Origin of the sequence: Roseicella sp. DB1501 (assembly GCF_013112485.1) — a bacterium.
GTDB lineage: Bacteria > Pseudomonadota > Alphaproteobacteria > Acetobacterales > Acetobacteraceae > Paracraurococcus.
Genome location: NZ_JABFHG010000002.1, coordinates 269937 through 284677, shown reverse-complemented (window position 1 = coordinate 284677; position 14741 = coordinate 269937). Strand labels below are relative to the sequence as shown.

Below are 14741 nucleotides of genomic sequence, written 5' to 3'. Positions count from 1 at the left end.
ACAGACGGCCGTCGCACGGCCAAAGTCCGGCGCCCAAACGACGGAGATGCCGGTGCATCGCAGAGACCTCGCCCGTTCCACACTGCTTGCCGTCCTCGCCACGACGCCCGCAACGGCCTGGGCCCGGTCCGGCAAGCCGGCCAGGCATGGCGCGGCCAGGCGCGGCATCGCCGTTTGGTATGGCGAGGATCGCCAGGGCCAGACCATGGCGAACGGGCGGCCCTTCGATGCATCGGCGAGGACCGCCGCCAGCGTGCATTTCCCGCTCGGGACCCGTGTCCGCGTCACCGATCTGGAGACGCGGAAGAGCGTCGCCGTCACCATCACGGACACCACGGTGCCGGGCAGCCGCGTGCTGATCGATCTGTCGCGCGGCGCCAGCCGGGCGCTCGGGATCAAGACCAAGGGCAAGGCGCGCGTCGAGGTCGTGCCCATCGGCTTCGACCGGACGCAGGCGAGGCGGCGGGCCGGCGCCGAGCGCTGAGCGCCCGGCCGAAGATCATGCGTCATGCCGGCGGCGCCGCGTAGGGGCCCGGCCACGGCATGCTGCGCGCGTTCCGCATGTCGAGCGGACCACATTCGGCGACGGGTCGCGGTGTCCGGGACGACGTCCTGTGACTGCGATCACTATTCGTAACAAGCTCAAGTTCTTGTGCACCGTCGCGGCGCTAACTTCTGTCAATATTGTAACGAACAGATACGCCGGGAAAAGACATGACCATGGAGGTTTCCTTGCCGCAATCCATGCCTGGAGGATCCTTCTCCATGGCTGATCTCTCGACGGGCGTCTCCGCGATGGATCACCCGCACCAGCAGCAGATCAATGCCATCGCCCTGACCCTCGGGACGCTGGTCGGGATGCTGCAGCAGAAGGGCGTGCTCCTCGGGCCGGAGGTCGCGCAGGTCTTCCATGTGGCGGACTACCTCCTCGCCGAGGATTTTCCGCTGGGTCACGAGACCATCGAGACGATGCGCGATCTCGCCACCTCCATCGGCGGCGCGGAGGAGCGCCTGACGCTCGGCCGCCACGGATCGCTGGAGGACAACGAGGCCTGGTGACGCGGGTGGCGGCCGGCCCGTGCCCGAAGCCGGGCTTGGCCGCCGCGCCATCGGCCCTCCCTCCCTGCCTCCCGCGCCGGGGCCCTCGTGGTTGCCGGCTTGCGGGGACGGTCGAATGACCTAGGATCGCTTCCCGTGCCGGCCCGCGAAGGCCGGCCCGGGAGGGATCGTCACTGATGCGCGCATGCCATCGGCATGGCCGATCTGCCCCGCTCGACGCCGCTCCGTCCCGGCTGTCGGCGGAGCTTCGCGGCGCCGCGCTCCCCGGCTTCGACATCCCATGCCCGTCCGACTGTCGGTCCAGGCCCGCGCCGCGACGCGCCGGCTGGATTGCGACGGCGGCGCCGGCAGGTGACGGAAGGTAAGGGGGGAGAATCCATGCGGATCGGTTTCATCGGGCTCGGCACCATGGGCGCCTTCATGGCGGCCAACCTGCAGAAGTCGCAGTACCGGCTGGTCGTGCTCGATGCCCGGCGCGAGGCGGCGGCGCGGCATATCGAGAACGGCGCCGAATGGGCCGCCACGCCGCGCGAGATCGCCGAGCGCTGCGACGTCGTCTTCACCAGCCTGCCCGGACCGGCCGAGGTGGAGGCCGTGGTCTTCGGCGAGGATGGCCTTCTGGCCGGGGCGCGGCCGGGCCTCGCCTATTTCGACCTCTCCACCAACAGCCGGACGCTGATGCAGCGCGTGCACGACGCGCTGGCCGAGAAGGGCGCGCACGGCTTCGACGCGCCGGTCTCGGGCGGCCCGAAGGGCGCCGAGACCGGCAAGCTCGCCATCTGGGTCGGCGGCGACCGCGCGGTCTATGACCGGCACAAGACGGTGCTCGACGCCATCGGCGACCAGGCGGCCTATATCGGGCCGATCGGCAGCGCGACGGTGGCGAAGCTGGTCCACAACATGGCCGGCTACGCGATCCAGACGGCGATGGCCGAGGTCTTCTCCATGGGGGTGAAGGCCGGCATGGAGCCGCTGGCGCTGTGGCAGGCGGTGCGCCAGGGCGCGCTCGGGCGGCGGCGGACCTTCGACCGCCTCGTCGACCAGTTCCTGGTCGATCGCTACGACCCGCCGGCCTTCGCGCTCAAGCTGGCGCATAAGGATGTCACGCTCGCCACCTCGCTCGGGCGGGAGCTCGGCGTGCCGATGCGCTTCTGCCAGCTCACGCTCGAGGAGATGAACGAGGCGATGGCGCGCGGCTGGGGGCATCTCGATTCCCGCATCCCGATGAAGCTGCAGACCGAGCGGGCCGGCGTGACGATCGCCGCCGATCCGGCCGCCGTGCAGGCGGTGCTCGATGCCGACAAGGGCTGAGCGCCGGATGCTGCGGCGGGAGGGGAGGCCGGGCGCATGACCACCTGCTACGAGCTCTACGCGCTGCGCTACGCCACCCGCGAGGCGAAGCGGCAGGAGCATTTCATCGGCGGCGACCCGCATGACGCGCCGATGCCCATGGACTATTTCGTCTGGGTGGCGGTCGGCGATGGCCGCGCCTGGGTGATCGATACCGGCTTCACCGCCGAGGTCGCCGCCCGGCGTCGCCGCACCTACCTCCGCTGCCCGGTCGAGGGGTTGCGGCTGCTCGGCATCGAGCCGGATGCGGTGGAGGATGTCATCATCAGCCACCTGCACTACGACCATGTCGGCAGCTTCCACAAATTCCCCCGCGCGCGCTTCCACCTGCAGGAAGAGGAGATGCGCTACGCGACCGGCCGCTACATGTGCCACCACCGCCTGCGGCATTCCTTCGAGGTGGAGGATGTCGCCGGCATCGTCCGCATGACCTTCGCCGACCGCGTGGTGTTCCATGACGGCGATGCCGAGCTGGCGCCGGGCCTCCGCCTGCACGCGATGGGCGGGCATTCCATGGGCCTGCAATGCGTGACGGTGGAGACCGCGCGGGGCCGGGTGGTGATCGCCTCCGACGTCACGCATTTCTACGAGAACCTCGAGGCGAAGCGGCCCTTCACCACCGCCTTCCATGTCGGCGACATGCTGGAGGGCTTCGACCGGCTGCGCGCCCTGGCGCCCGATCCGCGCCACATCGTCCCGGGCCATGATCCGCTGGTGATGCAGCGCCACCCGGCGGTGCCGGGGCTCGAGGGCGTCGCGGTGCGGCTGGACCGGGAGCCGGCCGCCTGAGCGGCGGCACCGAAGCTGGGGAGGGATGCGCATGGACGCGCCACGCACGCTGTTCGAGAAGATCTGGTCCCGCCACCGCGTGCTGGAGCGCGAGGATGGCCAGACGCTGCTCTATGTCGGCCGCCACCTGCTGCATGATGGCGGCGCCACCGCCTTCGACGTGCTGCGCCGCCGCGGCCTGAAGCCCTGGGCCCCGGAGCGGATCTTCGCCACCCCCGACCATTACGTCTCGACCGCGGGGCGGCGGGTGGAGGAGATCGAGGATCCGCGCCACCGCGAGATGGTGGAGAAGCTCGCCCGCAACACCGCCGAGCACGGCATCCGACGATTCGGCCTCGGCGATCCGAACCAGGGCATCGTGCATGTGGTGGGGCCGGAGACCGGCCTCTCCCAGCCCGGCCTGCTGATGGTCTGCGGCGACAGCCATACCTCGACGCATGGCGCGCTCGGCGCGCTCGCCTTCGGCATCGGCAGCACCGAGGTGGCGCATGTGCTGGCGACGCAGACGCTTTGGCAGCGCAAGCCGCGGACCATGCGCATCACCGTCGAGGGCCGCCTCGGGCCGCAGGTGACGGGCAAGGATGTGATCCTCGCCATCATCGCCCGCATCGGCGCCGCCGGCGCGACCGGGCATGCCATCGAATATGCCGGCAGCGCCATCCGCAGCCTGTCGATGGAGGGGCGTCTCACCCTCTGCAACATGTCGATCGAGGCTGGCGGCCGCGCCGGCATGGTGGCGCCGGACGAGACCACCTATGCCTATCTCGAGGGCCGTCCCTACTCGCCGAGAGGCGCCGATTGGGAGGCCGCGGTGACGCGCTGGCGCGAACTGCCGAGCGATGCCGGCGCCGCCTTCGACACCGAGGTCACGCTGGATGGCGATGCGATCCAGCCCATGGTCACCTGGGGCAACAGCCCGGAGGATGCGCTGCCCATCGACGGCGCCATCCCCGATCCGGAGACGGCGCCGGATGCCGAGCGGCGGGCGCAGATGCGGCGCATGCTGGACTATATGGGCCTCGCCCCCGGCACCCGGCTGACCGACATCGCCATCGACCGCGCCTTTATCGGCAGCTGCACCAATTCGCGGATCGAGGACCTGCGGGCCGCCGCCGCCGTCGCCGCCGGCCGCAAGGTGGCGCCGGGCGTCACCGCCTGGGTGGTGCCGGGCAGCGAGCCGGTGAAGCGCCAGGCCGAGGCGGAGGGGCTGCACGAGGTCTTCCGCGCCGCCGGCTTCGCCTGGCGCGAGCCCGGCTGCTCCATGTGCCTCGGCACCAATGGCGACATCGCCGCGCCGGGCGAGCGGGTGGCCTCCACCTCCAACCGCAATTTCGTCGGGCGCCAGGGGCCCGGCGCGCGGACCCATCTGCTGAGCCCGGCCATGGCCGCCGCCGCCGCGGTCACCGGCCGCTTCACCGATGTCCGCCGGCTGCTGGAGGGCTGACGCCATGGAGGCCTTCCGCCAGTTCGATGCCGTCGCGGTGCCGCTGCCGCAGCCGAACATCGACACCGACCGCATCATCCCGGCACGCTTCCTCTCCCGCCCGCGGGAGGTGGACCACGCGCAGTTCCTCTTCCACGATGCCCGGCGGCTGCCGGAGGGTGGCCAGGACCCGGATTTCCCGCTGAACCGGCCTGCCTGGCAGCCGGCGCGGATCATCGTCGCCGGCCGCAATTTCGCCTGCGGCAGCTCGCGCGAGAGCGCCGTCTGGGCGCTCTTCGATGCCGGCTTCCGCTGCGCCATCGCGCCGAGCTTCGGCGACATCTTCCGCAACAACGGCACCAAGAACGGGCTTCTGCCGGTGGTACTGCCGGCCGAGGCGGTGGACGCGATCATGGCCATGCTGGAGGCCGGGCCCGGCGCCCGCATCGCCGTCGACCTGCCCGCCCAGACCGTCACCGCGCCGGATGGCACGGTGCATGGCTTCGAGATCGATCCCTTCGCCAAGCATTGCCTGCTCGAGGGGCTGGACGATTTCGGCCTTACCGCCGGCTATGAGGAGGAGATCGCCGCCTTCGAGCGGCGCTACGGGCGCGAGAACCGGCTGTGATCCGCCTCGGACGCCGGGCGGCGCTCGGCCTGGCGCTGGCCTCGTCCGCTCTCCACGCCCGGGCCCAGAACAGAGAAGCCCAAGGAAAGGACGATTGGCCGAACCGGCCGTTGCGGCTGATCGTCGCCTTCGCCGCCGGCGGCGCTGCGGATACCGCTGCCCGCACCTGCGGGCAGAAGATGGGGGAGATCCTCGGCCAGTCCGTGGTGATCGAGAACCGCACCGGCGGCAATGCGGTGATCGCGGCCAATGCCACGCTGCAATCGCCGCATGACGGCTACACCTTCCTCGTCGATGCCGCGAACCAGCTCACCAATCCCGCCCTGATGAAGGATCTCGGCTTCGACTACCGCACCGCTTTCGTCCCGGTCTCGCAATTCTGCCTCTTCCCGCAGGTGATCGCGGTGAAGCGGGACTTCCCGGCGCGGACGATCCAGGAGTTCATCGCCCTCGCCAGGGCGAGGCCGGGCAGCATCAGCTACGGCACGCCGCCCGCCGCGGGCATGGCGCATCTGGCCGGCGAGGCCTTTCAGAAGCAGGCCGGCATCCGGCTGGTGCACACGCCCTATCGCGGCGGCGCCGATGCGGCACGGGATATCGCCGCCGGGGTGGTCGATGCCGTCATCATCACCACCAACTCCATCCGGCCGCCGGTGCAGGCCGGGCAGGCGCGGATCCTCGCCGTCACCAGCCTCGAGCGGGTGCCGACCCTGCCGGATGTCCCGACCCTCGCCGAGAGCGGCTTCCCCGGCTTCGACCTGAGCGACTGGAACGGCGTCTTCGCCGCCGCCGGCACGCCGGCGCCGATCATCGACCGCCTGGCCGCGGTGATCGGGCAGGCCGTCCGCGACCCGGGGGTGCGGCAGCGCATGGATGCCTCCGGCGCCATCATGCTGGGCAATTCGCCGGCCGAGTTCCGCCGCTGGCTGGAGGCGCAACGCGGCCTCTGCGAGCAGGTGATCCGGGAGGCGGGCATCACCCTCGGCTGAGGGGAGGGGTAGCGGGGCCAGCCAGCCGGCCCCAGATGCAGGGCCGCGCATGCCTCGTCCCTCCCGCCAGACAGCGCCGCGACCCGAGGCGGCGCCGCCCCTCTGCCCGCTCTGCGAGCGGCCGATCCCGCCCGGCACCCGGTCGAGCCGCCACCATCTGGTGCCGCGGCTGAAGGGCGGGGCGCGGCTCGGCACGGTGCGGCTGCACCAGATCTGCCACAGCGCGATCCATGCCCGCTTCTCGGAGGCCGAGCTGGCGCGCCGCCTGTCCGACATCGCCAGCCTGCGGGCCGAGCCGGAAATCGCCCGCTTCCTCGGCTGGCTCCGGGGCAAGCCCGACGGCTTCCACGCCCCGACCCGCCGGGCCAGGCGCCGCAGTCGCTGAGTTGGGCCGCTGAGGCGCGGCGCCGCGCCTGGCCGGGGAGATTCATGCCCCCGGGCGTTTCCGCGCCGCGGCGATCTGCTCTAGAAAGCCCGCAACCCCCAAGCCCCCAGGATTCAGCGCATGGCCGCCTACCAGTACGTCTATGTCATGAAAGACCTCACCAAGTCCTATCCGGGCGGCCGTGAGGTCTTCAAGGGCATCACCCTCTCCTTCCTCCCCGATGCCAAGATCGGGGTACTCGGCCCGAACGGCGCCGGCAAGTCGACGCTGATGCGCATCATGGCGGGGCAGGACAAGGAGTTCGGCGGCGAGGCCTGGGCCGCCGAGGGCGCCAAGGTCGGCTACCTGCCGCAGGAGCCGCATCTCGAGCCCGATCTCACCGTCGGCGAGAACGTCATGCTCGCCTTCAAGGACCTCAAGGCCGATCTCGATCGCTTCAACGAAATCTCCATGAAGTTCGGCGAGGAGATGTCGGACGAGGAGATGAACACGCTGCTCGGCGAGCAGGCCGAGCTGCAGGAGCGGATCGATGCCGGCAATGGCTGGGAGATCGACCGCACCCTCGACATCGCGCTCGACGCGCTGCGCTGCCCGCCGGCGGAGAGCCCGGTGACCAACCTCTCGGGCGGCGAGCGGCGCCGGGTCGCGCTGTGCCGGCTGCTGCTCGAGAAGCCGGACCTGCTGCTGCTCGACGAGCCGACCAACCACCTCGATGCCGAGAGCGTCTCCTGGCTGGAGAAGACGCTGCGCGACTATCCGGGCGCGGTGCTGATCGTCACCCACGACCGCTACTTCCTCGACAACGTCACCAACTGGATCCTCGAGGTCGATCGCGGCCGGGGCATCCCCTATCAGGGCAACTACTCCGCCTATCTGGAGCAGAAGCGCAAGCGCCTGGCGCAGGAGGAGAAGGAGGAGAGCACCCGGCAGCGGCAGCTCGCCGAGGAGCAGGAATGGATCGGCCGCAGCCCCTCCGCCCGCCAGGCCAAGAGCAAGGCGCGCATCCAGGCCTATGAGGAGCTGCTGGCCAAGAGCCAGGAGAAGGCCCCCGACCCGACCGAGATCCAGATCCCGCCGGCGCCGCGCCTCGGCAACCTCGTCATCACCGCCGAGGGGATCCGCAAGGGCTACGGCAACCGCCTGCTGATCGACGACCTCTCCTTCAAGCTGCCGCCGGGCGGCATCGTCGGCGTCATCGGCCCGAACGGCGCCGGCAAGACGACGCTGTTCCGCATGATCACCGGCCAGGAGACGCCCGATTCCGGCACGCTCACCGTCGGCGATTCGGTCGATCTCGGCTATGTCGACCAGAGCCGCGACAGCCTGCGCGACGATCGCACCGTCTGGCAGGAGATTTCCGACGGCATGGACATGATCCCCATGGGCAAGCGGCAGGTGCCGAGCCGCGCCTATTGCGCCGCCTTCAACTTCAAGGGCGGCGACCAGCAGAAGCCAGTCGGCGTGCTCTCGGGCGGCGAGCGCAACCGCGTCCACCTGGCGAAGATGCTGAAGCGGCCGCACAATGTGCTGCTGCTCGACGAGCCGACCAACGACCTCGACGTCGACACGCTGCGCGCGCTCGAGGAGGCGCTGCAGGACTTCGCCGGCTGCGCGGTGATCATCAGCCACGACCGCTGGTTCCTCGACCGGCTGGCGACGCACATCCTGTCCTTCGAGGGCGACAGCCATGTCGAGTGGTTCGAGGGCAACTACCAGGCCTATGAGGCGGACCGGCGCCGCCGTCTCGGCGCCGCGGCCGATCAGCCGCACCGCATCAAGTACCGGCCGTTGACGCGCTAGGGCCCGTTCGTGCCGACCGGTTCAAGGCCGCTGTCCCGGCCCGTCGCCCCCAGGGCAGCGTCACCCCATCGGGCGGTGCCGCCCGGCGGGGAGCGGCCCTAGGGCCCGGCGATGCGGCACGCGCTGCCCATCCCGCTGCCCGGCCGCCTCGTCCGCACGCCGCGGCTGACGCTGGTGCCGCCGGGCAAGGAGAACCTGCCGGACCTCATCCGGCTGAAATCCGATCCCCGCGTCTTCGAGCTCATGCTGCATGGCACGCGCTCGGAGGAGCGGACGCGCGAGGAGCTGGAGGACGACATCGAGTTCTGGCAGGTGCGCGGCTACGGCACCTGGTGCGTCTACCTGACCGAGACGGGCGAGTTCCTCGGCATCGCCGGGCTGATGGAGCGGCCGGACGGGCGCGGCGTGGCGATGCGCTTCGCCCTCTGGCCGGAATGCCGCGGCAAGGGCTATGCGCGGGAGGCGGCGCGGGCCGGGCTGCAATTCGGCCATCGCGCCGGGCTCGACCGGATCATCGCCGTCGCCTGGGAGGAGAACCTCGCCTCGCGCGCCGTCCTGCAGGAGATCGGCATGCGGGAATGCGACGCCTTCCAGTATCGTGGGCGCCGCATGGTGGTCTACGAGAGCCTCCGCACGGACTGACCTTCCCGCCCGATCACGGCTGCAGCCGGATGCCAGTCTGCTCGACGATGTCCCGATAGGTCTCCAGCTCGCGCTGCATGAAGGCGCGGGCGGTGGCGAGGTCGTTCGGCCCGGCCGGCGGCTCATGCCCCGCGGTCAGCAGCCGGTCGCGGACCACCGGTTCGGCGAGCGTCGCGCGCAAGGCCCGGTTGAGCGTCTGGGCGACCGGCTCCGGCATGCCGCGCGGGCCGATCAGCAGGAAGAAGCCGCCATTGTCGAAGCCCGGCACGCCGAGCTCGCCGAGCGTCGGGATGTCGGGATAGAGCGGGAAGCGGCGGTCGCCGACCATGGCGATGCCGCGCACCTTGCCGTCGCGCATCAGCGGCGTGGCGGAGGCGAGGGCGGCGACGCCGAATTGCGCCTCCCCGGTCAGGATCGCCTGCAGCATCTGGGCGCCGCTGCGATAGGGGACATGGACGTAATGGGTGCCGAAGGCGCGGGCGAGCATCTCGGCGCGGAGGTGCAGCACGCCGCCGACGCCGGAGCTGGCATAGGTCAGCTTGTCCGGCGGCGCCGTGCGCAGCGCCTGCAGCACCTCCTGCGGGGTGCGGCCGGGGAAGCGCTCCGTCACCACCAGCACGCCGGGCGGCGTGCTGATGATGCCGAGTTGCGTGAAATCGGCCACCGGGTCGTAGCGCGTGCCGCCGATATAGGCGGCCGGCGCGGCGGCGGCGGCGCCGGTCTCGGTCACCATGATCGTGTGGCCGTCCGCCGGCTGGCGCATGAGCCATTCGGTGGCGATGACGCCGGCCGCGCCGGGGCGGTTGTCGACCAGCATCCGCGCCTCCGGCCCGAGATGCATCGGCATGCGGTCGGCCAGGATGCGGGCGGCGATGTCCGTGCTGCCGCCCGGGGCATAGCCGGTGACGAGGGTGATCGGGTGGTCGGGGAAACCCGCGGCTCGGGCGGCCCGCGGCAGCAGCGCGCCCGCCCCCAGCAGGGCGGGCAGGGACAGGACAGGCAGGGACAGGGCTTGGCGGCGGCGCATGCGTGGTCCTCCCGGCGGTCTTCTTGCCGCGAGGAGAGCATTGCCCGGCCGCGGACGGGAAGGGCGAAACTGCCGGGGCCGGCTGGAATATGCCGGGAAATGAAATGGGGCGCCGGGCGGGCGGCGTGGGGCCCGCCCGGACGGCTACAGCGGATTGCGTTCAAGATTGGAGGCAATCCGCTGTAGCCTGTTGTTTCCGGAGCGGATTCACGGTCCGGGCATTCACGCCCTCCCGCGATCTGTTCCCGTCAGCGCCCGCCCTGCTCCCGCGCCGAAAGCTGCTGGATCTGCCGGCGCATCGCCGCGAGCAGCGCGTCGACCGAGCCGTTGTTCTGCTGGATCACGGCCGAGTATTCGCTGCGCTGGGTCAGCCGCAGCGAGGTGCCCTCGGCGATGACGTCGACCACCTTCGGCTGGCCGTTGACCTCGCCGACGCGCCAGTCGAGCGCGAAGGGCGCGCTGTTCGGCCGCTCGATGATGGTGTTCACCAGCACGTCATCCTCGGTGCGCTGCTGGCTGCGGCCGAGCGAGAAGCGCACGCCCTGATACTCGCCGAAGCGCGCCGAGAGGTTGCGGATCAGCGTCTCCTCGAAGAGCTTCAGGTAGTCCTGCTGCTGCTGCGGGCTGGCCTGGCGCCACCAGCGGCCGAGGATGAAGCGGCCGACGCCGTCGATATCGACGGCGCGCCGCAGGATGGCGGCCACCCGCTGGCGGCGCGTCGCCAGGTCCGCCCGCGTGTCGTTGATGGCCGCGACCAGCTCCTGGCCGGTGGCCTGGATGAAGCTGGCGGCGCGACCGATATCCTGCTGTGCCAGGGCCGGTCCGGCGAAGGCCAGTCCCAGGCCGGCGCCGAGCAGCAGGCGGCGTTGGATCAGAAGCATCATGGTCTCTCCCGAACGGTGGGGCGCGGCGATCAGGGCTCGGGCTTGTAGCCCTTGCCCACGCCGAAGCCGGTTCCGCCGGCGGCGGCAGGCGCCACGTTGTCATTGGTGTTGTTGATCTCGGCATTGCGGCGCTGCCGATAGGCGCTGCGCAGCACGGCATAGGGATCGAGCGATTCGCGGTTGACCGCGTCGAGCGCATCGAGGAGCGATTCCCGCGTGTCGATGACGGTCACGCCGGCGCGGGTGCCGGTCAGCACGTCGACCGCGACGCCCTGGCCGACCCAGGTCAGCGGATCGGAGGCGATGCCTAGACCGAAGCCGCTCAGGTCGCGCGGATTCGAGGGGCCGAGGACCGGGATGAAGAGATAGGCGCCCTCGCCGACGCCCCAGACGGCCAGGGTCTGCCCATAATCCTCGGAATGGCCCCGCACGCCGAAATGATCGCCGGCGACGTCGAAGATGCCGCCCAGGCCGATCGTGGAGTTGATCAGGAAGCGCCCGAGCGTGTCGCCCGCCCGCCGCGGCTCGCCCTGCAGCATGTCGTTGGCGAGGATCACCGGGGTGCGAAGGTTGCCAAGGACATTGGACACGCCGGTGCGGACCGGCTGCGGCACCACGTCCCGGTAGACGACGGCCACCGGGCGCAGCACCACCTTGTCGATGCCCTGGTGGATCGAGAACATGGTCCGATTGAACGGCTCGAGTGGATCGTTGTTCTGCTTGAACTCGGCAACCGCATCCGGGTCCGACGGATCCGGCCTTGCGGCGCAGCCGGCCAGGAGCGCCAGCGACAGGAGCGCAGCGACGAAGCGGGGCGGGGACGGCATCGGCGACTAAACCCTCTCACGATGCTAAGGCGCAACATTGCGTCATGATGACTGACGGCTGCCATGCATTTGGCATCCGTCCCGCGACCCCGTTGGCCATTATGACCGTTAGGGTAGCGCTGCAACGCCACAAACTGTATCCGGTCGCGGCGCTTGCGAAGACGTTGATGAGGGTCCGCGTGGCGGAAATGGATCAGAACCCGACCGGAATGCCCGCCGCCAGGCCGATCGGGCCGGAGCCCGAAGGCAGGGCTGCGGCGGCGCACGGCACGCTGCAGCGCTGGCTGACCGGGCCGCGGGTCGATGGGCTGCCGCAGCTCACCGCCCGGCCGGCGCCTGCCCTGTCCTTCGAATTCTTCCCGCCGCGGACCGAGGCGCTGGAGGCCCAGCTCTGGGCTTGCATCCGCCGGCTCGAGCCCCTGGCGCCGCGCTTCGTCTCGGTGACCTATGGCGCGGGCGGCACCACCCAGGCGCGGACGCATGCGACCGTCGCCCGCATCGTGCGCGAGACCAGCCTGACCCCGGCGGCGCATCTGACCTGCGTCGGCGCCTCCCGGGCCGAGGTGGACGAGGTGGCGCGCGCCTATTGGGAGGCCGGGGTGCGGCATATCGTGGCCCTGCGCGGCGATCCGCCCGCCGCTGCGGCGCAATACGAGGCGCATCCCGAGGGCTATGCCTATGCCGCCGATCTCGTCGCCGGGCTGCGCCGGATCGCGCCCTTCGAGATCAGCGTCGCCGCCTATCCGGAAATCCATCCGACCGCCCTGTCCGCCGAGCATGACCTCGATAATTTGAAGCGAAAGATCGATGCCGGCGCGACGCGCGCCATTACCCAGTATTTCTTCGACAGCGACGTCTTTCTCCGCTTCCTCGACCGGGCCCTGGCGGCGGGCATCACCGTGCCGATCGTCCCCGGCATCATGCCCGTCTCCAACTTCACCCAGATGCGGAAATTCTCCGCCATGTGCGGGGCCGGGGTGCCCGACTGGATGGGCCGGCTCTTCGAGGGGCTGGAGGAGGATGCCGAGACCCGGCGCATGGTGGCCGCCGTGGTCGCGGCGGAGCAGGTGCGGTTGCTGCAGGCGAACGGGGTGGACGAGTTCCACTTCTACACCCTGAACCGGCCGGACCTGGTCTACGCCATCGCCCATATCCTCGGCGCCCGGCCGCGGCGGCCGGGCTGACGGGCCGAGCCGGGGCCCCTGGCGGACGCCGCCGGAAAGCCTTTGGCCGGGCCCAACGCCGGCCTAGAATGCCCTCTGTCCAGGAAAGACAGGGAGAACGGCCATGCGGCTGTCCGACGAGCAGATCCGCCAGTTCCACGAGGAGGGCTGGCTCTTCCTCCCCGAGACCTTCACGGCCGAGGAGGTCGCCGCGCTCCGCGAGGAGGCGGAGGCGGTCTATCGCGAGAGCCGGCCGGAGATCTGGCGCGAGAAGTCCGGCGCGCCCCGCACCGCCTTCGCCGCGCATACCTATAACGAGGCCTTCCGCCTGCTCGGCGCGCATCCACGCATGATCGAGCCGATCGAGCAGATCTTCGGCGAGAAGCTCTACATGCATCAATTCAAGATCAACGCGAAGGCGGCCTTCACCGGCGATGTCTGGCAGTGGCACCAGGATTACGGCACCTGGCTGCGCGACGACGGCATGCCGGAGCCGCGGGCGATGAACATCGCCGTCTTCCTCGACGAGGTGATGCCGATCAACGGCCCCTTGATGCTGATCCCGCGCAGCCAGAACCACGGCAACCTGGAGGCGGGGCACGACCTCAGCACCACCTCCTACCCGCTCTGGACGCTGGATGAGGGGACCGTCACGAAGCTGGTGCAGGAGGGCGGCATCGTCGCGCCAACCGGCAAGCCGGGCGGGCTGCTGATGTTCCACGGCAACCTCGTGCATGGCTCGGCGCCCAACATCACCCCCTATCCGCGCAAGATCGTCTATCTGACGCTCAACGCGGTTTCCAACCACATCCGCAAGCCGACCCGGCCGGAATGGATCGCCCATACCGACTTCAGGCCGATCGAGCCGGTGCCGGATGACGCGCTGACGCAATATGCCCGGCGCTACCGGCAGGCGGCCGAGTAGCCCGCTCCGCTCCTGGGAGGCACGATCCCCGCGCCTCCCACCCGGCGGCGACCCGCCGGCTCAGGCGCGGCGCGCGACGCCGACCGGGAGATCGGCAAGGCGCGCCATCGCCTCGCCCTGGAAGAGGCCGGGATCGGCGAGATAGGCCTCGGCCATGGGCAGCGCGTCGACGCCCCAGAACAGCTCCGTGCCGATCCGCAAGGTCGGCACGCCGAAGACACCCGCGGCAATCGCCGCCTCGGTGGCCCGCCGCAACCCTTCCTTCGCCTCGGTCTCCTCGATCAGCGCCGCGGCATCGGCGATGCCGAGCCGGCCGCACAGCGCGGCGAAGCCGGCCGGGTCGCTGACGTCCTGCCCCTCCTCCCAGATGCAGGCGAAGCAGGCGCGTACCGCCGCCGGCGCCCCGCCGAGGGCGGTGAGCAGGCGCTGCGCCTCCAGCGAGCGGAAGGGATGGCGCGGCGGGAAGCGCATCGGCAGCCCGGCGCGCTCGGCCAGGAACTGGCTCAGCCGGTAGGTGTGCAGCCGTTTCGGCGCCAGCTCCGCCGGCCCCACCGTGCCCCAATGCGCCAGGATCGCGCCGAGGAGAACGGGGCAGAAAGCCACCGGATGCCGCGTCGCCAGCGCCTCGATGCGCGGCAGGGCGATCCAGGAGAAGGGCGAGACGGTGTCGAAATACCAGGTGATCGACGGCTCCTCGGGCATGATGCGCAACCTCCTATCCTTCCTGCCGGTCCGGTCCGCTGACCCTTCGTTCCGCAACGGATCGCGCCCCGGCTGAGCGTCGTTCCGCGGCAGATCGTTGTTCCCGGAGCGGATTCAGGCGTCCAGGCGTTCACGCTCCGCAGCGATC

General features: G+C 70.7%; 16 protein-coding genes. 12 read left to right on the top strand and 4 right to left on the bottom strand.

The window, feature by feature from the left end; all coding sequences use genetic code 11:
- The first annotated feature begins 52 nt into the window (after positions 1 to 52).
- From HJG45_RS29155 to HJG45_RS04660, 10 genes are all read left to right on the top strand, one after another.
- Positions 53 to 484, top strand: a complete 432-nt coding sequence (locus HJG45_RS29155) for a septal ring lytic transglycosylase RlpA family protein (protein WP_171610933.1) — start codon at positions 53 to 55, stop codon at positions 482 to 484.
- A gap of 281 nt (positions 485 to 765) precedes the next feature.
- Positions 766 to 1059 carry a hypothetical protein gene (locus tag HJG45_RS04700; RefSeq protein WP_171610932.1) on the top strand — a complete coding sequence of 98 codons (294 nt, stop codon included), beginning with the start codon at positions 766 to 768 and terminating at the stop codon, positions 1057 to 1059.
- Between the two features lie 195 nt (positions 1060 to 1254).
- Positions 1255 to 2370 (top strand): NAD(P)-dependent oxidoreductase, encoded by a 1116-nt coding sequence (locus HJG45_RS04695; protein ID WP_368040512.1) that lies wholly within the window; start codon positions 1255 to 1257, stop codon positions 2368 to 2370.
- 36 nt (positions 2371 to 2406) lie between these two features.
- Positions 2407 to 3198, top strand: coding sequence for an N-acyl homoserine lactonase family protein (locus HJG45_RS04690; protein ID WP_171610930.1), 792 nt, complete (start codon positions 2407 to 2409; stop codon positions 3196 to 3198).
- 31 nt (positions 3199 to 3229) lie between these two features.
- The gene (gene leuC / locus HJG45_RS04685; RefSeq protein ID WP_408902010.1) at positions 3230 to 4642 is read left to right on the top strand and encodes a 3-isopropylmalate dehydratase large subunit; all 1413 of its coding nucleotides are present in this window, start codon (positions 3230 to 3232) and stop codon (positions 4640 to 4642) included.
- Between the two features lie 4 nt (positions 4643 to 4646).
- Entirely contained in the window at positions 4647 to 5249 is a 603-nt protein-coding gene (gene leuD, locus HJG45_RS04680) for a 3-isopropylmalate dehydratase small subunit (protein WP_171610928.1), read from the top strand.
- A complete protein-coding gene (locus tag HJG45_RS04675) occupies positions 5246 to 6238 on the top strand; it encodes a tripartite tricarboxylate transporter substrate-binding protein (RefSeq protein WP_171610927.1) in 993 nt (330 codons plus the stop codon). The genes leuD and HJG45_RS04675 overlap by 4 nt, the downstream gene beginning before the upstream one ends.
- 49 nt (positions 6239 to 6287) lie before the next feature.
- A complete protein-coding gene (locus tag HJG45_RS04670; protein WP_171610926.1) occupies positions 6288 to 6623 on the top strand; it encodes a restriction endonuclease in 336 nt (111 codons plus the stop codon).
- A gap of 120 nt (positions 6624 to 6743) precedes the next feature.
- Positions 6744 to 8423, top strand: coding sequence for an energy-dependent translational throttle protein EttA (gene ettA, locus HJG45_RS04665; RefSeq protein WP_171610925.1), 1680 nt, complete (start codon positions 6744 to 6746; stop codon positions 8421 to 8423).
- Positions 8424 to 8534: 111 nt separating this feature from the next.
- Positions 8535 to 9065, top strand: a complete 531-nt coding sequence (locus HJG45_RS04660) for a GNAT family N-acetyltransferase (RefSeq protein WP_171610924.1) — start codon at positions 8535 to 8537, stop codon at positions 9063 to 9065.
- Between the two features lie 13 nt (positions 9066 to 9078).
- On the opposite strand, the gene HJG45_RS04655 is transcribed toward HJG45_RS04660, so the two are convergent.
- From HJG45_RS04655 to HJG45_RS04645, 3 genes are all read right to left on the bottom strand, one after another.
- Positions 9079 to 10092 (bottom strand): tripartite tricarboxylate transporter substrate binding protein, encoded by a 1014-nt coding sequence (locus HJG45_RS04655; RefSeq protein ID WP_171610923.1) that lies wholly within the window; start codon positions 10090 to 10092, stop codon positions 9079 to 9081.
- A gap of 248 nt (positions 10093 to 10340) precedes the next feature.
- Positions 10341 to 10976 carry a phospholipid-binding protein MlaC gene (locus HJG45_RS04650; protein ID WP_171610922.1) on the bottom strand — a complete coding sequence of 212 codons (636 nt, stop codon included), beginning with the start codon at positions 10974 to 10976 and terminating at the stop codon, positions 10341 to 10343.
- Positions 10977 to 11005: 29 nt separating this feature from the next.
- Positions 11006 to 11803, bottom strand: a complete 798-nt coding sequence (locus HJG45_RS04645; RefSeq protein ID WP_171610921.1) for a VacJ family lipoprotein — start codon at positions 11801 to 11803, stop codon at positions 11006 to 11008.
- 209 nt (positions 11804 to 12012) lie between these two features.
- On the opposite strand from HJG45_RS04645, the gene metF reads away from it, so the two are divergent.
- The gene (metF, locus tag HJG45_RS04640) at positions 12013 to 12987 is read left to right on the top strand and encodes a methylenetetrahydrofolate reductase [NAD(P)H] (protein WP_171611242.1); all 975 of its coding nucleotides are present in this window, start codon (positions 12013 to 12015) and stop codon (positions 12985 to 12987) included.
- A 103-nt stretch (positions 12988 to 13090) separates the two neighbouring features.
- Positions 13091 to 13891: a phytanoyl-CoA dioxygenase family protein gene (locus HJG45_RS04635; protein WP_171610920.1), complete on the top strand. Its 801-nt coding sequence runs from the start codon at positions 13091 to 13093 to the stop codon at positions 13889 to 13891.
- Positions 13892 to 13951: 60 nt separating this feature from the next.
- On the opposite strand, the gene HJG45_RS04630 is transcribed toward HJG45_RS04635, so the two are convergent.
- Positions 13952 to 14593, bottom strand: a complete 642-nt coding sequence (locus HJG45_RS04630; protein ID WP_171610919.1) for a 2-hydroxychromene-2-carboxylate isomerase — start codon at positions 14591 to 14593, stop codon at positions 13952 to 13954.
- Between the last annotated feature and the right edge of the window lie 148 nt (positions 14594 to 14741).